Genomic DNA, 21,232 nt, shown 5'->3' on the forward strand with positions numbered 1-21,232 from the left:
AAGTATTGACGCTTGAGGGCAATGAATGCTTATGCTCGTCCTCCCGCCTCCCTGGGAGCCGTGTTGCTGAAACCACTGCATCTGCTCACGCTGAAGACCGTCGTCCGCAGCGAATCGTTCGCCCTCGCGGCCCGCGACCTCGGCTATACCGCGTCCGCCATCTCGCAGCAGATCTCCGCCCTGGAGAAGGAGACCGGGCTGGTGCTGTTCGAGCGGGAGGCACACGGCATCCGCCCCACCGCCGCTGCCCACCGTCTGGTCGATCTCAGTACCCATGTGCTGGCCGCCATGGACGATCTGGACCACCAGGTGCAGGAGCTCGCCACCGGCGCCACCGGCCGGCTGCGGCTGGGCAGCTTTCCCACGGCCGATGTCCGGCTGGTGCCCTCGGCGCTGTCCGCCCTCGTCGAGACCCAACCGCGCGCGCAGATCCAGCTGGAGGAGGCCGAACCGGAAGAGCTCATCACCGCGCTCAGCCACGGTGATCTGGACGTCGCGCTGGTCTACGAGTACGGGCTCAGCCCCTGGCAGTGGCCGGCGGGCCTGACCCGCCACCACCTGTTGCGGGAGGACCTCATCCTGCTCAGGGCCCGCGACAGCGGTCTGAGCGCGCAGCTGTCCCAGCTGTCCGGGGCCCGCTGGATCACCAGCCGGGAGGACACCGCCGGGGCGCGGTCGTTCGTCCGGCTGTGCGCGGCCGCGGGCTTCGAGGCCGCCGTCGCCTTCCGCAGCAACAACTACGCCGTGGTGCGGGAGCTGGTGTCCGCCGGCCTCGGCGTGGCTGTGGTCCCGGCACTGGGGCACCTGCCCAGCGAGGGCGTCGAGGCCACCCGGCTCACCCAGCGCGCCGCCCACCGCCAGGTGATGGCGCTGCACCGCAGCGAGAACAGCAACCCGCTGCTCCCCGCCATGCTCAGCTGTCTGCGCCGTGCGGTGCCGTCCGGTGAGCCGTATCTGCATCCCGCGGGGGCCGAATGACGGTCCGGGCGGAGGCGGGCTCCGTCCCTCCCGGGGAGGGGGGAGGGACGGAGCGCCGGCAGGGGCGGCCGATCGTCCGTCACGGAACGGGAGCGGGCTCGGCCTCATCGGATTCGGACAGGTCGTCCAGGGTGTCGAGATCCACCGAGCCTCCCGGCATGACCCTGCGGGTGCGCCGGTAGCCGTAGGCGGCGTAGATGATCAGGCCGACGAGCAGCCAGCAGCCGAGCCGCACCCAGGTCTCCCACTGGAGGAACGACATCAGCCAGATGGAGAAGACGATGCCGAGAACGGGCACCACCGGCATGCCCGGACACCGGAAACCGCGCTTGAGGTGCGGCTTCTTGTAGCGCAGCAGCAAGACGGAGGCGGAGACCACCACGAATGCCAGCAGCACGCCGATATTGGTGAGTTCGGCGACGGCGTTGATGGGCAGCACACCCGCCAGCACGGCGGAGACCCCACCGATCACCCAGGTGGCGCGGTGCGGAACCTTGCGCTTGGGGTGGATGGCGCCGAACCAGGCGGGCATCAGGCCGTCGCGGCTGAGGGCGTACCACAGCCGGGAGGCGCCCATCATGAAGGAAAAGGTCACGGTGACGATGCCGATGACCGCGCCGACGGCGATCACATTGGCCAGCCCGCTCAGCCCCACACTCTGGAACGCACTGGAGATACCGCTCTTCGGATTGATCTCGCTGTAGTGCTGCATACCGGTGAGCACGATGCAGACCAGCACGTACAGCACCATGGAGACCGCCAGCGACAGCATCATCGCCTTCGGCAGCTTGCGCCGTGCCTCCAGTGACTCCTCCGCGGCGGTGCTCAGTGCGTCATAGCCGAAGACGGCGAAGAAGACCGTCGCCGCCCCGGTGAACGCCCCGCCGAGACCGAACGGCGCAAACGGCTGCAGATTGCCGCTGTCGACCTTGGTGAAGCCGACCACGATCACCAGCACCACGATCGCGATCTTGACGATGGTCAGCACCGTCTCCACCCGGGCCGAGGTGCGGGTGCCGCGGGTCAGCAGCCAGGCCACCCCGAGGCAGATCGCCACCGCGAGCAGGTCGATCTTGTGGCCGGACCCGGTGCCGGGAGCGCCCAGCGCCCAGGCCGGCAGATGGATGCCGACGGCCTCCAGCAGGAATCCCAGATAGCCCGACATGCCGATCGCCACGACGGCGACGATGGCGGTGTACTCCAGGAGCAGGTCCCAGCCGACGATCCAGCCGACGATCTCCCCGAGCACCGCGGCGCAATAGGTGTAGGACGAGCCGGCCTTCGGCACCATGCCGGCGAACTCGGCGTAGGCGAAGGCCGCGCAGAGCGACGCGGCGCCGGCCACGAGGAACGAGATCAGGACGGCGGGACCGGCCACGTCCCGGGCGACGGCCGCGGCCAGACTGAAGATGCCGGCCCCGATGATGGCGCCGATGCCGATCATCGTCAGCTGGGTCAGGCCCAGCGTGCGCACCATGCGTGCACCGGTGGGCTGTTCATTGGGCAGTGTTCGCCTGAAGACCCCCTTGGGGCCTCTTCCCAGCAAGGCGGGGAGTGCAGATTTCGAGGTGTGATGGGGGGACATCGATCGCTCCCTGTCAGGCAGCGGCGGCACGACGGGCCACCGTCGTGGCGTGGGTCACCACTGGCCTGAAACCATCACTCACGATGCTCCCCGGCAAAAGGGACCGCAGCGCGACAACTTGCGGTGCTGAGGGCAAGGAAAACTGGTGCGGCTGCGTCGCAGCACGAGGAGCTCAGGCTCTCTTGTCAACGGCACCTTGCCCGGGGCAGGGCAACTCGCCCAGGCCGCAAGGATGTTGTGCGCGAGCGTCGGCTAGTCGGAGGGGGCATGGCGGGCTCCGGACACCGCCCGCAGGACGTCGACCAGAGCCGTCACCGTGGGCCGGTGCTCGACGGAGGAACGGAACATCACCACGATGTGCCGCTCGATCCGCTCCCGCAGCCGCACCACATCCAGCCGTGACGCACGCAGGCCCAGCATCAGATCCGTCACCGTGCTCACCCCGATCCCCGCCTCGACGAGCGCCAGCGTGGCCGCGGTATCGGTCACCTCGTGCTGGACCCGCGGTTCGACACCCGCCCGCCGGCAGGCGGTGCGCACCGCGCGCCCGTAGTAGCTGTCGGCCGACGGCAGGATCCAGCCCAGATCCTGGGTCTCCGCGAGGCCGACCACCTCGCGTCCCGCCATCGATCCGGCCGGTACCGCCAGCGAGAACCGCTCGCGGTACAGCCGCCGCACCCGCAGCGCGGGCTCGCGCGGAATCGGCACATCCGGGTAGTCCAGACCGAGCGCCAGGTCCACCGCGCCGGACGCGACGGCGTCGTGCACCTCGTCCACATCCATGTCGCGGCTCTGCACCGTCAGCCCGGGATGGGCCCGCCGGGCCTCCTGCAACGCCGGCGGCAGCAGCTCGGCGGCCGCCGTGGCGAACAGCCCCACCTGCAGGACGCCGGAGATCTCGCGCCGGGTGCGCTCCAGGGCCTCGACGGCTTCCGCCTCCGTGGACAGGATCCGCTCCGCGTGCCGGGACAGCGTCCGGCCGGCATCGGTCAGTTCCACCCGCCGCCCGACCCGCCGCAGCAGCTCCACGCCCGCGGCCTTCTCCAGCGCGGCGATCTGCTGCGAGACCCCGCCGGGCGTGTAGCCCAGGGCCTGTGCTGCCGCGGTGATCGTGCCGCGCCTGGTCAGCTCCACCAAGGACCGCAGCTGGGCACTCGTCCAGTCCATATAGAGATCCTAATAGATCAGACGCAGTAACTGTTCGTAGACGTCAACGGTTGGGTTGCTGCACGATGACGGGCAGCTAGCTGATCAGCTCTTCTCGCCATGCACTGACAGCCCAGCCGACGTGCCGGACGGATGCCCACCGGCACAGGTCCGGGCCTCTGGAAGGGATCGGCCTCTTGTCCATGTCATCCACCTCCCGCACCGTCCCGCCCACGGCCGACGTGGTGATCGTCGGCGGCGGTGTGATCGGTACCAGCATCGCGTTCCACCTGGCCGAGGCCGGGGTGTCCAACATTGTCGTGGTCGAACGCGGTGAGCTGGGCAGCGGCAGCTCGGGCAAGCCGATCGGCGGTGTGCGGGCGCAGTTCTCCGACCCGCTCAACATCGCACTGGGCAGCAGGAGTCTGCGCGCCTGGCAGGACTTCCCGCGGCGGCCCGGCACCGACATCCGGCTGGACAGCGTCGGTTATCTCTTCCTGCTCACCAGCGACCAGCAGGCCACGGATTTCGAGACCGGCGTCGACATCCAGAACAGCTTCGGCGTCCCCAGCCGCATGATCGGGCCCCGCGAGGCACAGCAGCTGTGCCCCTACGTCAGCACCGACGGGCTGGTGGCCGCCGCCTACTCCCCGACCGACGGCCATGCCCGGCCCGGACTGGCGGTCCAGGGCTATGCGCGCGCCGCCGAGCGGGCGGGTGTGGTGTTCGCCCCGCACACCGCCGTCACCGGCCTCGACACCACCGGCGACCGGGTCACGGCCGTCCACACCGATCACGGCCGGATCTCCTGCTCCACGGTGATCTGCGCCGCGGGCGCCTGGTCCGCACGGATCGGCGAGATGGCAGGCGTCCACCTCCCGGTGCGCCCGGTACGCCGCCAGCTCGCCTTCACCACACCGACGGCACCGCCCGCCCCGCGCATCCCCTTCACCATCGACTTCGCCTCCACGGCCTACTTCCACAACAGCGACGACGGACTGCTCTTCGGCCTCGCCGACCCCGCCCAGACCGACGGCTTCGACACCACCTGGACACCGGACTGGCTCGAACTCTTCCGCGCCGCCGCACGGCGCCGGGCCCCCGCCCTCGCCGACATGGAGACGAACGGCGGCTGGGCCGGACTGTACGAGGTCACCCCGGACCACAACGCACTGATCGGACGCTCCGGCGCGCTGCCCAACTTCCTGTACGCCACCGGGTTTTCCGGCCATGGCTTTCTGCAGGCCCCCGCGGTCGGCGAGATCATGCGCGACATCCACCTCGGCCGCACCCCGTTCGTGGACGTCACCCCGCTCAGCGCCGACCGGTTCACGACCGGTGCCGAGACCCGCCCCGAAGCACACGTGGTGTGAGTTCCCCCGACCGAAAGGCAGACCTGTCGATGTTCAGCCAGTGGCAACTGCGCGCCGCCTTCGCCCGGCGGCTCTCCGACATGTACGGGCGGGAGGTCCCCGCCTACACGACGCTTGTGGACGTCTCCCGCGAGGTCAACGAGGAGGTGCTGCGTGAGCGGGGCGCCGATGCCGAGCGGCTGGGTTCGATCGGCCGGGTGACCGCGGAGCGGCACGGCGCCATCCGGGTCGGCACACCCGGCGAACTCCAGCAGGTCGCCCGCATCTTCGGCGCGCTGGGGATGTATCCGGTGGGTTTCTACGACCTGCGGGAGGCCGCCGCCAGCGCGGTCCCCGTCGTCTCGACCGCCTTCCGCCCCGTCGACGGCCAGGAGCTGGCACGGAACCCGTTCCGTGTCTTCACCTCCATGCTCACCCCGGCAGACCCCCGCTTCTTCGACCCCGAACTGCGCGCCCGCCTGGAGAACTTCCTGGCCGAACGGCAGCTGTTCCCCCCGGAACTGCTGGCCCTGGCCGACCGCGCGGAAGGCGCCGGGGAACTGTCCGACACCGACGCCGAACGCTTCCTCCACCTCGCCGTGCAGGTCTTCGAACTGTCCCCCGAACCCGTCGACCAGGCGTGGTACCAAACCCTGGAGAAGGTCTCCGCCGTCGCAGCCGACATCGGCGGCGTGACCAGCACCCACATCAACCACCTCACCCCCCGCGTCCTCGACATCGACACCCTCTACCGGCGCATGACCGAACGCGGCATCGAAATGATCGACACCATCCAGGGCCCACCCCGATGGCAGGGCCCCGACGTCCTGCTGCGCCAGACCTCCTTCCGCGCCCTGGCCGAGCCCCGCGCCCTGCGCACCCCCGGCGGCCAGGTGACCAGCGGAGCCCTGCGGGTGCGCTTCGGTGAGGTCGAAGCCCGTGGCATCGCCCTCACCCGCCAGGGCCGGGCCCGATACGACGCCCTGCTCGCCCGCGTCGACGAACTGGCCGCCCGTGACCCGCAGGCCGACCGGGCCGATGTCGCCCGCGCCCTGTGGACCTCGGAACTCCCCGACACCGAGCACGCCCTCGCCACCCAGGGCCTGGCGCACTTCACCTACCACGTCGCACCCGACCGGCCGGCCGACGGCAGCCGCCCGCCCGCCGGCCTCGAAGAGCTGCTCCAGCAGGGCTGGATCCGGGCCGAACCCCTCGTCTACGAAGACTTCCTGCCACGCTCCGCCGCCGGCATCTTCCAGTCCAACCTCAGCGACGAAGGCTCCAGGAACAACGACCACACCGGCATCGCCTACGACAGCACATGGCTCTCCGGCGCCCTCGACCGCGACGTCCTGGACCCCTTCGACCTCTACGAGGAGCAGCAGAACCACTCCCTCACCCAGATCGCCCGGGAACTCGCCCTGGACGGCCTGCCCGGCTGACCCGCCGATCCGTCACCTCACCCCTCCACACCCCAAGGAGCATCATGACCGGCACCGCCCTCCCCACCACCGAGGACCTGCGCACCCGCGCCCGCACCAGCCTTGCCCGCGTCGGCGTCACCGTCGTGGAAGGCGGCGATTTCCACGCCCGCAGCCCCATCACCGGCGAAGACCTCTTCGGTCTGCGGGCCGCCACCGCAGCCGACACCGAGGAGGCCCTCACCGCCTCCCGCGAGGCCTTCCTCACCTGGCGCACGACCCCGGCGCCCCGCCGCGGCGAACTCGTCCGCCGCCTGGGGGAGCTGCTGCGGGAGCACCAGAGCGACCTGGCCGACCTCATCACCATCGAAGCGGGCAAGATCCGCTCCGAGGCGCTCGGTGAGGTCCAGGAAATGATCGACATCTGCGACTTCGCCGTCGGTCTGTCCCGCCAGCTCTACGGCCGGACGATCGCCTCCGAGCGCCCCGGCCACCGCCTCGCCGAAACCTGGCACCCCCTCGGTGTGGTCGGTGTGATCTCGGCGTTCAACTTCCCCGCCGCCGTCTGGTCGTGGAACACCGCTGTGGCCCTGGCCTGCGGCGACACCGTGATCTGGAAGCCCTCCGAGCTCACCTCGCTGATCTCGCTCGCCTGCGACCGGCTGCTGGACCGGGCCGCCGAAGAGGTCGGTGCCCCGCGGGATGTGCACCGCCTGCTGCTGGGCGACCGCACCGTCGGCGAAAAGCTCGTGGACGACCCCCGGGTCGCGCTGGTCAGCGCCACCGGTTCGACCCGCATGGGACGCGAGGTCGGCCCCCGCGTCGCCGCCCGCTTCGGCCGCACTCTGCTGGAACTCGGCGGCAACAACGCCGCTGTCGTCGCCCCCTCCGCCGACCTCGACCTCGCCGTCCAGGGCATCGTCTTCGCGGCGGCCGGCACCGCGGGGCAGCGCTGCACCACTCTGCGCCGTCTCATCGTTCACCGGGACATCGCCGACACCCTCATCGCCCGGCTGACCGCCGCCTATCAGAAGCTCCCCATCGGCGACCCCTTCGACGAGACCACCCTCGTCGGACCCCTCATCACCCCGCAGGCCCTGGAGACCATGCAGGACGCCCTCACCCGCGCACAGGCGGAGGGCGGCAAGATCCTGGCCGGCGGCAACCGGCGCCTCACCGACGCGGCGCCCAGGGCCAGTTACGTCGAACCGGTCATCGTCCGCGTCGACGAACAGACCGATGTCGTCCGCGAGGAGACCTTCGCCCCCATCCTGTACGTGCAGACCTACGAGACGCTGGACCAGGCCATCGCCCTGCACAACGACGTCCCGCAGGGCCTCTCGTCCAGCATCTTCACCCGGGACCAGCAGGAGGCCGAGCTCTTCCTGTCCGCGGAGGGCTCCGACTGCGGTATCGCCAACGTGAACATCGGCACCTCAGGCGCCGAGATCGGTGGCGCCTTCGGCGGCGAGAAGGAGACCGGTGGCGGCCGCGAGTCCGGCTCCGACGCCTGGCGCGCCTACATGCGCTCCGCCACCAACACCATCAACTACTCCAGCCGGCTCGCCCTCGCCCAGAACGTCAGCTTCCTTTAAACACCGGCCGCTTGACGGCCCGTCATCCGCGTGAGCGGAATCTGAACCCCCGCCCTGCTTGCGAGCCGGGGCGGGGGTTCGCCGTGTCATCGAGGGCCTCGCCGTCCGGTCCGGCAGCGGTCACGAGCGCCGCCAGGTGCCCGGATATCGGGCGCCAGCTGCCGTTTTTCGACAAACAACGCTCCGCGCGGGGACATCCGTTGACGCCGTGGGGGTCGCGGTGTGATGGTACGGCGGCCTGGGTCATGGACATGTCGTCTCCGGCCGCGCATCAGCCCATTTCGCCGGAGCCGGCCGGACGAACACGACGCCGCCATGGCCCGGTGCTCCACCAGAACCTCCGCCGGTAGCACTCCCTACCCCCTCAAGGAGCCATGGTGTTACGAAGACTCGCGGTGGCCGGGGTATCCCTCGCCGCCACCATCGGAGCGGCCGCGCTGGCCGTAGCCCCCACGGCCGCGGCGACCTCCCGGACCCACCCGGCCACCCACGCGATATCGCTCGGCCAGGCCGCGGGCAGCGTTCCTGGCGCACCGGCCAACGGTCCCGCCGCCGGCAGCACTCCGGCCGCCGTCGCCCCGGACATCGATGTGGCCAAGGTCCAGGCACATCTCACCGAACTGAACAACATCGCCACCCGCAACGGCGGCACCCGTAAGTCCAGCGGACAGGGCTACCGGGACTCCGTCGCCTACGCCAAGAGCAAGCTGCAGGCAGCCGGCTACACCGTCACCGAACAGCCCTGCACCTCCGGCTGTGCGAGCGGGGCCGGACCCAACCTGATCGCCGAATGGCCGCAGGGCGACGCGAGCAAGGTCTATATGTTCGGCTCCCACCTCGACAGCGTCGGTGCGGGACCGGGCATCAATGACAACGGCTCCGGCTCGGCCGCGCTGCTGGAGACGGCACTCACCCTCGCCGAACAGCACCCCGCCATGGCGGCCCGGGTCCGCTTCGGCTGGTGGACGGACGAGGAGCAGGGCCTCAACGGCTCCGACTTCTACGTCGGTTCGCTCTCCTCCGCCGAGCGGTCGAGGATCAAGGCGTACTACAACTTCGACATGATCGCCTCGACCAACGGCGGCTACTTCATCAACCACGTCAACTCCACCGCCGCCCAGCCGATGAAGGCGTACTGGGACTCCCTCAGCCTCCAGCCCGAGGAGAACACCGAGGGCGCCGGCCGCTCCGACGACTACTCCTTCGAGCAGGCCGGCATCCCGACCTCCGGATACGCGATGGGCGCCGGTGCCAGAAAGACGTCGGCGCAGGCGGCCAAGTGGGGCGGCACCGCCAACCGCGCCTACGACCCCTGCTATCACCAGTCCTGCGACACCACCGGCAACATCAACGCCACCGGACTGAACCGCAGCGTCGACGGCATCGCCTACACCCTGTGGAACCTCGCCGTCACCAACTCCACCCCGGCGAACGACTTCTCCCTGGCCACCAGCCCGGCCGCCGGCAGTGTCGACCCGGGCACCCCGGCCACCAGCACCGTCTCCACGGCGACCACCAGTGGATCCGCCCAGACGGTGAAGCTGACGGCCACGGGCGCGCCGGCCGGGGTGACCGTCTCCTTCCACCCCGCCTCGGTGACCTCCGGCAGCAGCTCCACCATGACCGTCGCCACGACCGCGGGTACCGCACCCGGCACCTACCCCCTCACCGTCACCGGTACCGGGTCCGTCACCCACACCACGACCTACACCCTGACCGTCAAGGGAACCGGCAGCTGCACCGGCCAACAGCTCCTCGCCAACGGCGGATTCGAGAGCGGCACCACACCCTGGACGGGGGACACCGGGACGATCGGTGCCCACACCGGCCGGTCCGCCCACAGCGGCAGCAGATTCGCCTGGCTCGGCGGCTACGGCTCCTCCGCCACCGACTCCCTCAGCCAGTCGGTGACCGTCCCGGCCGGCTGCGGCAAGGCCACCTTGACCTACTGGCTGCACATCGACACCGATGAGACCGAGCGTGTCGCCTACGACACCTTCAAGGTCAAGGTGGGCAGCACCACCCTGACCACCCACTCCAACACCGACGCATCGAGCGGCTACACCCAGCGCACCCTGGACCTGAGCCCCTACATCGGCCAACGGATCACCCTGACCTTCACCGCCACCGAAGACGCCAGCCTCCAGACCAGCTTCGTCGTCGACGACGCGGCGCTGCAGACCGGCTGATCTGACGGCACCGGAGGGGCACGTCCTGGTGTGCCTCGCCCCTCCGGTGCCCCTCCTTTTGCGGCTGCTCACCGTCCGGCTCCGAGGAGGTACGGAGTGCCCGGGCGCGCGAGGGGGTCAGGCCGTCGCCTCGCCCGTCGGGTAGCACGCGGCGGTGTAGTGGCCCCGGTCGCCGGTGGGCGTCCAGCCGCCGGTGCCGTGGTCCGGGGCGGCGAGGGCGAAGCCGTTCTTGTGCAGTTGCTCGCGGAGCGAGACTGCCGGGAAGCCGGTGCCCTCGGGGGTGTCCTCGACGGGCCACAGGGTGACGAGCAGAGCCTCGGTGTCGCCGGTCTCGGGCTCGCGGTCGAGGCTGGCGACTTCAAGGTGCCAGCGGCCGTTCCGCACAAAGGCCTCCGCGCGGAACACCGCTCGTACCGTCCGGGCGTTCTGATGGGTCTCGGTCATACGAGGTGAACTCCTGTCGTGGGGCAGGGGAGTGGTCGGCGTGCTGTGCTGATTCCGGTGGGCCGCGAAGAGCCGCCGGATCCGCACCGCCCGCCCGGCGCGACGTCTTCAGACGTTGCGCCACCGGGCCATGGTGAACGAGAAGAGGCCGAACAGGGCAAGGCCCGCGGCGATCGCGGCGAGCAGCCAGGGGCCGGCGGAGGTGTCCGCGAAGGAGCGGAGCGTGTCGTCCATGCCTTTGGCCCTGCCGGGGTCATAGGTCACCGCGGCCTTGACGACGAACACCCCGGCGACCGCGAACACCCCACCGCGGGCGAGACCACCGAAGACGCCGAGCACATCCACGCCGCGCTTCAGCCGTGGCGACATTCCGCTCCTGTCGAGGTGCTGGTGAAACCTGCGGAGGACGGCGCGCACCGCGATCCAGGCTCCGGTGACGGCGATGCCCGCTCCCGAGGCCGCCACCAGCCAGGGCCCGCCGGGCAGGCCCAGCGCCTGGGCCGTGGCATCCCGGGACTGCTGGTCGCTCGCTCCGCTTCCGCTGCCCTGCTTCCCTGCGGCGAAGGAGATGACGGAGAACGACACCACGGCGTAGAACACGCAACGGGCGAACGACAGCAGTCGCGTACCGGCCTTGTGCCCGTCGGGCCCGGCCGCGCCGAACCCCGCCTCGGACAGCCGCCACAGCGCCATCCCCGCCAGGCCCAGACCGAGCGCCCAGATCAGCAGGCCGCCGAACGGCCGGGCGGCGAGCTCTGCCAGCGCCCCGCCCCGGTCGGCCTGCTCACCGGAGTCACCGAACGCGATCCGCAGCGCCAGCACCCCCACGAGGAGGTAGATCACGCCCCGGGCCACGAAACCACCACGTGCCGCGGCCCGGACCGCGGAGCTACGGGCCGCGCGGTGGGCGGTGCCTCGTCCACTACGGGGTACCGCGGATGCCGTGTGCATGCGTTGCCTCCAGAGGCCCTTCCCCCGCCGTCGAGGGTGCACTCCGTTTGCCCCTGGCCGCAGAACGGAAACCCCGGCCCGTTCGCTCTCAGCCGGTCTGCGTACGTCGCCAGCATCCGCTCCGCCCCGACGGCACCCCTGGCGCGGAGGCGTCACCCGGCGTCGGCGCCGGGAGCCGGCCAGGGGGTGGGAAGGGCGGTGGCGGGGGTGGTGTGTTCGGGGAGACCGGCGAGGGCTTCGACGCGGGCGGGGCGGTAGGGGGTGGGACCGCTCCATTCCAGCAGCAGAACGGTGGCATCGTCTTCGAGCCGCCCGTCGTGGTAGGCGAGGTGACGCCGGATCAGCCGGCGCAGCGTCTCGGGCACCGGTAGTCCGTCGGCATGGTGCTGGATGAGGAAGTCGGTGAAGCCCTCCAGGCCGAATTCCCGTCCTTTGTGATCACGGGCCTCGGTGATGCCGTCGGTGTGGAGCAGCAGACGGTCGCCGGGCTCCAGCTGGTCCCGGCAGAGTGTGGGCGGCACGCCCAGGCCGGTGCCCATGGGAGGGGCGGGCGAGCAGGACAGGGCCAGGGCCGTGCGCCCCTTGCGGATGATGACCGGCAGCGGGTGTCCGAGACTGGTCCAGGTCAGCACTCCGGTGGCGGCGTTCAGTTCGGCCAGGATGCCGGTGGCGAAGCGGTCCCCGTCGAACTGCTCCGCGAGGGCCTGTTCCACGGCCTCGGCGATCTGCAGCATTCCGAAGTTCCGCCGGCGGTGGTTACGGCTGGCGGCGAGCGCGAGGTTCGCGGTCAGTCCGGCGGCCGTGTCGTGGCCCATGGCGTCGAAGAGCGCCAGGTGCACGGTCTCCTCGGCGATGGCGTAGTCGAACACATCGCCGCTGACCTCATAGGCGGGCTCCATCACCGCACTGATCAGCACCCGGTCGGTGGCGAAGGTTCTGGGCGGCATGACGCGCCACTCCATCTCCGCAGCGACATTCATCCTCCGGCGCCGTACCAGCCGGGCGTAGGTATCGCTGGCTCCTCGCTTACTGACCACCATCAAGGCGATCAGCCCGCCGAGGTTGCGCAGGTCCTGGGCCGCTTGGGCGTCCAGCTCCATGCCCGGGGCGGCGGTGGCGCGCAGCACTCCCAGCCGCTCGGTGCCGTCGAGCATCGGTACCCACCACCGGCCGGTCTCGGAGGTGGCGCCCGCGACGATGCCCCCTGTCTGGAACGCCCGGCCGGCGAGCGTGCCTTCCACCCGCACCACATCCGACTCCGGCTCCGTCCCTCCGCCGGAACCGGGCGTTTGGCCGGCGAGCCGGCACAGAATGACCTGCTGCAGATCGGCGAGGTAGATCTGCACCTCCAGCCAGCCGACCTTGGCCGCGTGCTTGGCGACCAGGTCCGGGATCTGCTCCAGCGTGACCACATGGCTCGCGGCAATCAGGTCACCCAGCATCCGCCCCCGGGCGGCTGGACTGCTCATGGAGGCCCCTTTCCTCGGCGTCGGCCCGCCGAGCCGTCCGCCCTGTGGGCTGTCCCTTCTGCGACACCGTCGGCTGCTCCTGCGGCCAGGCGCGATGCCTGTGCTGTCGATGGTGACACCCGACGGAGCTCACCGACAGCGCCACCGCGGCGCGGCACAGGAGGGATACCTCCGGGTTGCGGAGGGTGGGCCCTGAGTGACGGGAAGCGACGAGCGGGAGGAGACGGGAGGAGGGACGAGAGGGGATCGGTAGCCTGGCGATCATGGGGGACTGGGAGATCTGGCTACTGGCGGAAGGAGAGGAACTCTTCGCCCCCGCGCCGCCTCCGTCAGCTCGCCTGGCCCTGCCACAAGATCAACGATCAGACAGGCTCCTCCGGATCTGAGACCGTCAGTCGGGCAACCGCTCCGACTTCCAGCGCCACGTAGAGGGCACCGTCCGGCCCGAAGGTCAGCCCATGCGGTTCGGACGAGGCGATCGGCAGGTCGTACTCCTCGATGTGTCCGTCACGGGTGATGGACCCGATGCGGTTGGCTCCCCATTCGGTGAACCAGCAGTCGCCGGCCGGGCCCGCGACGATCGCGTGGGGCCGGGATGCGGGGTCGGGGAGGGGGAACTCGTCGATCTGACCGTCCGTGGTGATCCGGCCTATCCGGCCGGCGCCTATCTCCACGAACCAGAGTGCGCCGTCTCCGCCGCAGGTGATGCCGACCGGTGCGGCGTTCTCGGTGGGGAGGGTGTGGAGGGTGATCTCGCCGTCGAAGCTGATGCGGCCGATCGCATGCGCTTGATTGAGGGTGAACCACAGGGCGCCATCAGGGCCGGTGGTGAGGGCTGAGGGGAACGCGCCGCTGAGGGGCAGCGGAAATTCCGTCACCCGGCCGTCCGTGGTGATCCGGCCGATCCGGTCGCCGTGCAGTTGGGTGAACCACAGCGCTCCATCGGGGGCGGACGCCATGCCGAAGGGGCCACTGCCCGGAGTGGGGAGGGGGTACGAGGTCGCCTGGCCGGTCACGGTGATCCGTCCGATCCGATGGTCCTGGCTTCGGGTGAACCACAACGCGCCGTCGGGTCCTGAGGTGATGACGGACGGTCCGCAGGACGCGGAGTCGAGTGCGTAGCGGTCGAGTTGACCGTCCGGTGTCAGCCGGGCGATCTGCCCGGCGTGGACCAAGGTGCACCACAGTGCGCCATCGGGGCCGGTGGTGAGGGCGTACGGGCCCGAGTCGGCGTCGGAGACGGGGATCTGCTGGAACGAGGTGACACGGTGAGGCATCGGCGTGCCGGTCCTTTCGGCGGAGAGCGGGGCGGTGGTCGGGGATGGGGGAGTTTGCGAAGGCGTGGGAGCGGCAGCGTGGGAGCAGGGCTGACCGGCATCGGAGCAGGGGTAATCGACCGCCGTTAGCGCTACATCAGTTGCATTAAGAATGTTGCCATGCTGCCGCCGCAGAAGCAACAAGATTCTCCGCGTGCCCTCCGCCTGCTCCCATGGATCTCCAACGGCACGCAAAGCGCGCTCAGTTGCCCCCCGGACTCGCCGCTCATGCGCCATCGCCCCCATCCCGCACCGCCACACCCGCTGACCGCGCCGATGCGTCGGCCTTCCCCCGGGACAAGGTCAACATCCGGCCGGACGCCGGAACTCACCGCCTTCACGGGTACGCGGCGATGAACACCCCGGACGAGCCCCTGCGCGCCGGTAGCGCCCCACAGCACCGCCCCCCAGCACCGCCCGCCACGGGCCAACGCACGCGAACGACGGGACATGCATGTGGCAGCGACGGGTAGGGGAGCGTGCGACGGGGGCTCAGCAACAGGCGGGAGCCAGAGGATGAGGAGCAACAGCACCATGACGGCGGGAATGGAGCCGGAGACCATGTCGAAGGTGTGTGCCGTTCCGGCTCCGACGGTGCTGCCGCACATCCAGGCTCCGCAGCGCGTCGCCCCCGCCGACGCACGGGAGTTGTCCAAGCTCTTCCTCCAGCGGCTGGAGGCGGTGGAGGAAGGCACGCCCGAGTACCAGTACGTGCGGAACACTCTCATCGAGATGAACCTCTCCCTGGTGCGCTATGTCGCCCGCCGTTTCTCCAGCCGCAGGGAGTCGACGGAAGACGTGCTGCAGGTCGGGACGATCGGTCTGATCAAGGCGATCGACCGCTACGACCCTTCCCGTGACGTGGAGTTCACCACGCTGGCCGTCCCCTATATCCAGGGCGAGATCAAGCGGTTCTTCCGCGACACCACCTGGTCGGTGCGGGTGCCGCGGCGCCTGCAGGAGCTCCGGATCGACCTCGCCCGGGCCCGGGAGGAGCTGGAGGGGCAAGGCAGCCACGAGCCGTCCGTCGCGGAGCTCGCCGACCACCTGGACATGGCGGAGGACGAGGTGGCCGAGGGCCTGGTGGCCTGCAACGGCTACGACAGCGACTCCATCGACCGGCCCATCCAGGCCGGCGGTGGCGGCAAGCAGCAGACCGGTCTCGTCGCCGACCTCATCGGCACCGAGGACCCCGCCCTCGCCCTGGCAGAGGACATCCAGGCCCTCAAGCCGCACCTGGCCAAGCTCGACGACCGCGAACGCACCCTCCTCCAGCTGCGCTTCGGGGCGGAGATGACGCAGGCCGAGATCGGCGAGGAGCTCGGCCTCTCCCAGATGCATGTCTCGCGCCTGCTGACCCGCGCCTGCACCACCCTGCGCAAGGGACTGCTCGCCGAGGGATGACGTGGCTGCCGTGACGGCGGCTCAGCGGGACGGCGCGGACATGGCGCGGCGGTCAGGGGCCGGTGGCCGAGGGCACGCGGCGCCGCTGTGACCTCCCCGGGCCCGCCCGTCATCAGCCGGCCTGGCTGCTGTCCTTCAGGCTGCCCCAGCCGTGCCAGCGGTCGATCTCGATCCACGACATAAACGACTGTACTCAGTTCACCCGCCGGGTTCCTGCTGGCCGGGGCGACCGTGGCCGGCGGGCTTCCGGCCACCGTCTCCGCCGCCCGGCCGCGCTCTGACCAGGAGGACGACCTTCAAGGGCCGCCCTCCTCCGCCCCGGTGTCCTATTCGGCGGCCACCGACCGGGAGGGACACCGGCCGGCCGGCTCGTCGACGCCGCTCGCTGCCGCCGGGGCGACGGCCGGCTTCCGGAGCAGGAGCATCGCGGCGTCATCGTGGAGCTCGCCGCCCACGTGCGTGAGCAGATCTTCATGGAGCGCGGCGAGGGTGTGGGACGGGTCCTCCGAGAGGTGCAGTGCCAGCCGTTCCCTCAGCGGGTAGAACTCCCGCTCGTGGTCGCGGGCCTCGGTCACACCATCGGTGTAGAAGAGCAGCTGGTTCCCGTCGGCCAGGGCTACTTCCTGGAGACGCGGGGCCTCGTCGGCGAGGGCCCGCAAACCGAGCGGCGGGGCCGGCCGGGCAGGCTCCACGGGCAGCACGCCCGAGTCCTGGACCAGCAGCGGAGCGGCATGCCCGCAGTTGACCAGCTCCATCCGGTCGGCGTCGGGGTATCCGGCGATCACCGCGGTGACGAAGTCGTCCGGGCCGAGGTTGCGCGCCAGGCTCCGTTCGATGCGGTGCACGACATCGAGGAGATCCGGCTCGTCGTAGGCCGCCTCCCGGAAGACGCCCAGGACCAGGGCGGCGACCCCGACCGCCGGCAGCCCCTTGCCGCGTACGTCGCCGACGATGAGCCGGATGCCGAAGGGCGTGGGCACCAGCGCATACAGGTCTCCGCCGATCCGTGCCTCGGCAGCGGCGGCGCTGTACCGGACCGCCGCCTGGAAATGCCCCACTGTGGCGGGCACCGGCTTGAGGAAGGCGTGCTGTGCGGCCTCGGCGACCGAGCGGACCGCGGCCAGTACCCGTTCTCGACGTCTGCGCAGGGCACCGGCCAGACTGCTGGCCAGGGTTACGGCGGACAGTGCGGACAGCACGATCGCCAGCTCATCGTCCGGCGTACCGGCATGAACAGCGATGGCCGCGCCCAGCCCCACGGCCAGCGCACCGATGCGGAGCACTCCCCACGGACCGCTGGTGGCGGCGGCCAGCGCGGGACCGACGGCGAGCAGCGGCAGCCAGCTCATCCCGGTCCCGCCCGTCAGGGCGAGGAACGCGACGGCCGCGATGATCAGAACCGGAACTCCGGCGGCGAAGTGCCGGCGGACGCCCGCGCCGCCGGACGGCGCGTCGCCCCGGGGCGGGCCGGGGCGCCGGGCAGCCGTCCGCAGAGCGGAGAACGGATGCGCAAGCTGCCACTGCGGCCGCTGGTCGTGGTGGTGGATTCGGGCTGGGCGCATGTCCTCGTCCGCGGCTCACTTCCCTGCTCATGGCACTTACGTGCCTAAATGTCCGTTTCATCTAGGAAACGGGTGCGGGGTGGCGGCCGCAAGAACCGGAATTTCAGATAGTGAGCGAGAGCCCCCTGGTCACGCGGTTCGCTGCCGGAATCAGCCGGTTCCGGATCTCGTCGATGCGGGCGACCCGGTCCGCCCGGAGTGACACACCGAGGGAGCCGAGCGTCTCACCGCTGTACACCGGCACCGCGACGCAGAACGTCCCGAGGGCGTACTCCTCCATGTCCGTCACCGCCGGCGGCAGGGGCGTCGTGTCGAGCCGTCGGAGGAGTTCGGCGCGGCCGGTGATGGTGCGCGGCGTGAGATCGGCAAGAGGATGCCGCGAGAGGTAGTCGTCGCGGGCCGCGTCATCCAGCTCGCGCAGCACGCACTTACCCAGCGCGGTGGCGTGCCCGGCGTCCTCGAAGCCCACCCAGAGGTCCACCCGCGGCGCCCGGGGGCCGTCCATGATCTCGACGACCCGGATCTCGCCGTCCTCGTAGAAGGTCAGATAGGCGGCGGCCGAGAGATCGTCCCGCAGCGCCGCGAGCGCGGGCCGGACCCGGGCCAGCAGCGCCTGTCCCCGTCCTCCGGCGTGCAGCGTGGCCAGCTTCTCGCCCAGGACAAAACCGCCGTCGTCCAGCTTCCGGATGTACCCGTCGTGAGTCAGCGTGCGCAGGAGGTGATACGCGGTGGCGAGCGGCAGCCCCGTCTCCCGCGCCAGCTGCTTCGCCGGCGCGCCGCCCTCGTGCGCACCGACAGCCTCCATCAGCCGGAAGGCTCGCTGGACGGAGGTGATGAGCGTGGGGCCCTCACCGTTGCCCATACGTTCAGCCTGCCTCTGGCGCCCCGCCCGGGCAAGGCCGTCCCATGGCAGCCCCCGTCGCCCTTGCGGACGGTATGCGCCGGAGCACACACGGCAAGCGGTCCGGCCTTCCGTCCCGCCGCGCCCCGCCGCCGGTGACGCGTCAGGGTGCCGGACGCCTCGCCTCGGGACGCCGGGCGGCGGCGGTCAGATCTCGTCCCACGGCGCGGCCCGGTACAGGCTCCGCACCGTGCGCACCAGCTCCGCATCCGCCGGGAACCGTGTGCCGTCGATCGCCGAGACAGCGGCAACCCCTTGGGAGTTGGAGACGAAGGCCCCCTCGAAGGAGGCGACGTCATGGATGTGTACCGGCCGCTGTGTCCAGGGCATCCCGGCCCGGTCCAGTTCCCGTCGGAGCACCAGCATGGTGGTTCCCAGGAGGGCGGGCGCGTCGGGCCAGATGACCGTTTCGCCCTCGACGAAGCCGACGTTGGTGATCGCGCCCTCGGCCACCGCACCGTCCGGTGCCACCAGAAGAGCCTCGTCGAACCCCTCCTGCCGCACCAGATCCAGGTGGTACCGCTGCCCGAATCCGCCGAGATGCTTGAGATGGGCCGCGGGCCGCTGGTACGCCACACTGCGCAGACGCTGCGCGGCCTCGGGCTCGGGGACCGGGGGACGGACGGTCACCACCGTCACCGGCCCGTCGCCGGGCTCGGGATGGTAGACGTACACACGGACCGCTGCGTCCTGGCTTCGTTCCCGCAGGGCATGGCGGATCCTGCCGCGGACCAGCTCGCCGTCCAGCCCCATGCCGAAGAGCTCACGGGTGGCCGCGTCCAGCCGCTGCAGATGGAGATCCAGTCCGCGTACGCGGCCTCCTCTGACCTGCATGGCCGTGAAATGTCCCTGGCCGCTCATCATCTCGAACAGCAACGGATCGGCCTCGGTGGTACGGCCGTTGACCTCAATACGGGGCGTGGAGGGATCGGTCATGATCAGCATCCTAGATGCCGCTTCCCGTGGGAGGGCGCCGGGCCTCAACGAGTGGGCGGCAGGCGCCCAAGCCCTGGAGCACCACGATGGCGCCGCGTGTGTGCAGGCGGGTGGCATCGGCTGCGTTGCGGCGGGGGCTGGGCTGCCGCCTGCCGGGGGCCTGAGGGCCGCGGCAGACGACACAGTGCGTGCCCGTCCGCTGCCGGACGGGCACGCACTGTCCAGGTCAGCCCTGTTCGGGCGGGCAGGCAGGAACGATGGTGTGGACCCATCCGATGATCTGCAGGCCGGGCTGGGTGAGTGTCCGGCCGTCCCACTGCGCCCGCATGTGGTGGCTCTTGGCGCTGTCGCTGGCTTTGTATCCGCCCATCTTGAACGGGCCCCAGCCGACGTCCGCGCTGAATTTACTGGCCCGTTGGGCGTTCTCGATGTCCTTGCGGCCCCACTTCGCCGTGATTTTCACGTCCCGTACGCACAGAAAAGCCGTGGGCAGCATGGGGAGTGACGTACCCGCCTGGGCGCGGGTCCCGTCCGACACCTGGTGGGGCGCCCAGCCCGAGACGCTCCAGTACGGGGCCCGGAAGAGCGTGCCGTCGAGCCAGGGACGCGAAATGGTGCAGAGGCAGTACTTGAAGGACACTTCCAGATCGTTCGTCGCTTCGTCGGACCGCTCGCGCTGTTCCTTCTCCTCACCGCTGCCGCCGAGGTTGAAGCCCCAGAAGCCGAGGCCGAGATTGCCGTTGGCCGCGTACTGGTGTGCTTCCTGGTTGTCGGTCTCCTCCATGGTGCCGGCGGAGATGGTCACGGTCGGCCAGTCCTCCGCCTCCTCCGCCGACACCCAGCCGCTGGGAAGGACAGTGCTGCGGTAGGTCACCGCGGACGAGGGCCCCTGCAGACTGGTCGCATACGACGAGAACAGTTCGCTCGCCTTGCTGAAGGCGATGGCCACCGCCTTGTTCTCGGTGGTGTTGACGACCGCGAGCGCGCTCTCGATGGTGTTGGCGTCTGCGCCTCGCCAGTCGTCCCAGGCCGCGGTGACGGGCATCCGCTGGGTAGGGGCGATCAGCGGCCAGGTCTCCGCACCTTCCTTCGTCTTATTGGCCTCCAAATAGGCACCCTGATAGGCGGAGAGTGCCGCCTGGTAGGCCTGTTCGAGCTTCCGGTACTCGCGGTACGCGACGGTGGGGACGGTCTTTTCGGAGACCTCTCCGGTGTCCTCATCCGTCACCTTGACCGTCCGGTAGAGAACCCTTAACGCTGCTTCGTGCTTTTCCTTGATCTCTTGGGACGGTTCGGGTTCGTTGACGTTGGCGCGCAGGAGGGTCTGATACACGGCCGACACCTTGTCCGTCGACCGGGTGGTGACCGGGTTGGTCAGGTGGATCTCGTCCGCGAGTTGGGCCAGATTGAGGGCGGCGCTGAGACTGCCCTTCATGTTGCCCGGCGTCCAGGGCCGTGCGTAGTCCTTGGGATCGACGAACCGTCCGGCCGGTTCGAGCGTCAGGTACGTCTGGTCGGCCTGGAACGCGGGTGGCAGAGGCGAGCCGCCGGCCCCCGGTGAGGTGCCGGTCAGCGCCGAAAAGAGCTGGTTGTAGATGGTCAGCGCCATCAGATGGTCCTTGTTGAGTTCCTGGTTGTTATCCATGGTTCTCTCCGTTCCTTCCGCTGTTGGACGTCCCCGATGACACCGGGGCGTGTGTGGTGCCAGGAGGCCTGCTGGTCAGTGGCGCTGGGCCGGACACGGCCTCGAACCGCAGGTGCGTGAAGTCCCTTCCGGGGGTGTTGTTGCATGCCTAGTCCTGGGGCCGGTCGCGGAGTGCCTTCGTGCCGGAAGGGCATACCCGTGCCGCGGCGCTCGCCCTTCGGCGACGCGTCCTGTCACTCCAGGAGAATTCAGGGCGCACGAAAGTGTGAGAGAGAAACGATTCTCAGGAACGGTTTCCGTCGCACGCAGGAGCGAGTCGCGGAATGACGTATGCGCTC

The 21,232-nt window shown here is 70.2% G+C and carries 16 protein-coding genes; 6 read left to right on the forward strand and 10 right to left on the reverse strand.

The window, feature by feature from the left end:
- Positions 1-60: 60 nt before the first annotated feature.
- Complete coding sequence (locus AB0C46_RS01465; RefSeq protein ID WP_362824808.1) at positions 61-978, forward strand: LysR family transcriptional regulator; 918 nt, start codon at positions 61-63, stop codon at positions 976-978.
- A 79-nt stretch (positions 979-1,057) separates the two neighbouring features.
- On the opposite strand, the gene AB0C46_RS01470 is transcribed toward AB0C46_RS01465, so the two are convergent.
- Positions 1,058-2,455 carry an amino acid permease gene (locus AB0C46_RS01470; protein ID WP_362824809.1) on the reverse strand — a complete coding sequence of 466 codons (1,398 nt, stop codon included), beginning with the start codon at positions 2,453-2,455 and terminating at the stop codon, positions 1,058-1,060.
- Between the two features lie 360 nt (positions 2,456-2,815).
- On the reverse strand, positions 2,816-3,730 hold the full coding sequence (locus tag AB0C46_RS01475; protein WP_362824810.1) for a LysR substrate-binding domain-containing protein: 915 nt from the start codon (positions 3,728-3,730) through the stop codon (positions 2,816-2,818).
- A gap of 182 nt (positions 3,731-3,912) precedes the next feature.
- Here AB0C46_RS01475 and AB0C46_RS01480 point away from each other — a divergent pair, with 182 nt between their 5' ends.
- The 4 genes from AB0C46_RS01480 (at position 3,913) to AB0C46_RS01495 (ending at position 10,266) form a co-directional block, all read left to right on the forward strand.
- The gene (locus AB0C46_RS01480; protein ID WP_362825156.1) at positions 3,913-5,082 is read left to right on the forward strand and encodes an FAD-binding oxidoreductase; all 1,170 of its coding nucleotides are present in this window, start codon (positions 3,913-3,915) and stop codon (positions 5,080-5,082) included.
- A 29-nt stretch (positions 5,083-5,111) separates the two neighbouring features.
- A complete protein-coding gene (locus AB0C46_RS01485) occupies positions 5,112-6,503 on the forward strand; it encodes a VOC family protein (protein ID WP_362825157.1) in 1,392 nt (463 codons plus the stop codon).
- A gap of 44 nt (positions 6,504-6,547) precedes the next feature.
- Positions 6,548-8,077 carry an aldehyde dehydrogenase family protein gene (locus AB0C46_RS01490; protein ID WP_362824811.1) on the forward strand — a complete coding sequence of 510 codons (1,530 nt, stop codon included), beginning with the start codon at positions 6,548-6,550 and terminating at the stop codon, positions 8,075-8,077.
- Between the two features lie 374 nt (positions 8,078-8,451).
- The gene (locus AB0C46_RS01495) at positions 8,452-10,266 is read left to right on the forward strand and encodes a M28 family peptidase (RefSeq protein ID WP_362824812.1); all 1,815 of its coding nucleotides are present in this window, start codon (positions 8,452-8,454) and stop codon (positions 10,264-10,266) included.
- A gap of 117 nt (positions 10,267-10,383) precedes the next feature.
- Here the strand turns inward: AB0C46_RS01495 and AB0C46_RS01500 are convergent, their stop codons facing one another.
- The 4 genes from AB0C46_RS01500 to AB0C46_RS01515 all read right to left on the reverse strand — a co-directional run bounded on the left by AB0C46_RS01500 (position 10,384) and on the right by AB0C46_RS01515 (position 14,407).
- Positions 10,384-10,710 carry a hypothetical protein gene (locus tag AB0C46_RS01500; RefSeq protein WP_362824813.1) on the reverse strand — a complete coding sequence of 109 codons (327 nt, stop codon included), beginning with the start codon at positions 10,708-10,710 and terminating at the stop codon, positions 10,384-10,386.
- A gap of 108 nt (positions 10,711-10,818) precedes the next feature.
- On the reverse strand, positions 10,819-11,661 hold the full coding sequence (locus tag AB0C46_RS01505; RefSeq protein ID WP_362824814.1) for a DUF1206 domain-containing protein: 843 nt from the start codon (positions 11,659-11,661) through the stop codon (positions 10,819-10,821).
- Between the two features lie 152 nt (positions 11,662-11,813).
- Positions 11,814-13,103: a PP2C family protein-serine/threonine phosphatase gene (locus AB0C46_RS01510; RefSeq protein ID WP_362825159.1), complete on the reverse strand. Its 1,290-nt coding sequence runs from the start codon at positions 13,101-13,103 to the stop codon at positions 11,814-11,816.
- Positions 13,104-13,492: 389 nt separating this feature from the next.
- Positions 13,493-14,407, reverse strand: a complete 915-nt coding sequence (locus AB0C46_RS01515; protein WP_362824816.1) for a virginiamycin B lyase — start codon at positions 14,405-14,407, stop codon at positions 13,493-13,495.
- A gap of 585 nt (positions 14,408-14,992) precedes the next feature.
- On the opposite strand from AB0C46_RS01515, the gene AB0C46_RS01520 reads away from it, so the two are divergent.
- The gene (locus tag AB0C46_RS01520) at positions 14,993-15,850 is read left to right on the forward strand and encodes a SigB/SigF/SigG family RNA polymerase sigma factor (protein WP_362825160.1); all 858 of its coding nucleotides are present in this window, start codon (positions 14,993-14,995) and stop codon (positions 15,848-15,850) included.
- 326 nt (positions 15,851-16,176) lie between these two features.
- On the opposite strand, the gene AB0C46_RS01525 is transcribed toward AB0C46_RS01520, so the two are convergent.
- From AB0C46_RS01525 to AB0C46_RS01540, 4 genes are all read right to left on the reverse strand, one after another.
- A complete protein-coding gene (locus tag AB0C46_RS01525; RefSeq protein ID WP_362824817.1) occupies positions 16,177-17,412 on the reverse strand; it encodes a PP2C family protein-serine/threonine phosphatase in 1,236 nt (411 codons plus the stop codon).
- Positions 17,413-17,515: 103 nt separating this feature from the next.
- Positions 17,516-18,274, reverse strand: coding sequence for an IclR family transcriptional regulator (locus AB0C46_RS01530; protein WP_362824819.1), 759 nt, complete (start codon positions 18,272-18,274; stop codon positions 17,516-17,518).
- 186 nt (positions 18,275-18,460) lie between these two features.
- A complete protein-coding gene (locus tag AB0C46_RS01535) occupies positions 18,461-19,249 on the reverse strand; it encodes an aminotransferase class IV (RefSeq protein ID WP_362824820.1) in 789 nt (262 codons plus the stop codon).
- 226 nt (positions 19,250-19,475) lie between these two features.
- Positions 19,476-20,894, reverse strand: a complete 1,419-nt coding sequence (locus AB0C46_RS01540; RefSeq protein WP_362824822.1) for a hypothetical protein — start codon at positions 20,892-20,894, stop codon at positions 19,476-19,478.
- Between the last annotated feature and the right edge of the window lie 338 nt (positions 20,895-21,232).

Origin of the sequence: Streptomyces sp. NPDC048637 (genome assembly GCF_040650675.1) — a bacterium.
Classification (GTDB): Bacteria; Actinomycetota; Actinomycetes; order Streptomycetales; family Streptomycetaceae; genus Streptomyces.

Coding starts and splice junctions, on each gene's coding strand:
- AB0C46_RS01480 (WP_362825156.1), top strand. CDS start 3,913: ATGTCATCCACCTCCCGCACCGTCCCGCCCACGGCCGACGTGGTGATC.
- AB0C46_RS01495 (WP_362824812.1), top strand. CDS start 8,452: ATGGTGTTACGAAGACTCGCGGTGGCCGGGGTATCCCTCGCCGCCACC.
- AB0C46_RS01510 (WP_362825159.1), bottom strand. CDS start 13,103: ATGCTGGGTGACCTGATTGCCGCGAGCCATGTGGTCACGCTGGAGCAG.
- AB0C46_RS01490 (WP_362824811.1), top strand. CDS start 6,548: ATGACCGGCACCGCCCTCCCCACCACCGAGGACCTGCGCACCCGCGCC.
- AB0C46_RS01515 (WP_362824816.1), bottom strand. CDS start 14,407: ATGCCTCACCGTGTCACCTCGTTCCAGCAGATCCCCGTCTCCGACGCC.
- AB0C46_RS01520 (WP_362825160.1), top strand. CDS start 14,993: ATGGAGCCGGAGACCATGTCGAAGGTGTGTGCCGTTCCGGCTCCGACG.
- AB0C46_RS01505 (WP_362824814.1), bottom strand. CDS start 11,661: ATGCACACGGCATCCGCGGTACCCCGTAGTGGACGAGGCACCGCCCAC.
- AB0C46_RS01470 (WP_362824809.1), bottom strand. CDS start 2,455: ATGGTGCGCACGCTGGGCCTGACCCAGCTGACGATGATCGGCATCGGC.
- AB0C46_RS01525 (WP_362824817.1), bottom strand. CDS start 17,412: ATGCGCCCAGCCCGAATCCACCACCACGACCAGCGGCCGCAGTGGCAG.
- AB0C46_RS01535 (WP_362824820.1), bottom strand. CDS start 19,249: ATGACCGATCCCTCCACGCCCCGTATTGAGGTCAACGGCCGTACCACC.
- AB0C46_RS01485 (WP_362825157.1), top strand. CDS start 5,112: ATGTTCAGCCAGTGGCAACTGCGCGCCGCCTTCGCCCGGCGGCTCTCC.
- AB0C46_RS01530 (WP_362824819.1), bottom strand. CDS start 18,274: ATGGGCAACGGTGAGGGCCCCACGCTCATCACCTCCGTCCAGCGAGCC.
- AB0C46_RS01500 (WP_362824813.1), bottom strand. CDS start 10,710: ATGACCGAGACCCATCAGAACGCCCGGACGGTACGAGCGGTGTTCCGC.
- AB0C46_RS01475 (WP_362824810.1), bottom strand. CDS start 3,730: ATGGACTGGACGAGTGCCCAGCTGCGGTCCTTGGTGGAGCTGACCAGG.
- AB0C46_RS01540 (WP_362824822.1), bottom strand. CDS start 20,894: ATGGATAACAACCAGGAACTCAACAAGGACCATCTGATGGCGCTGACC.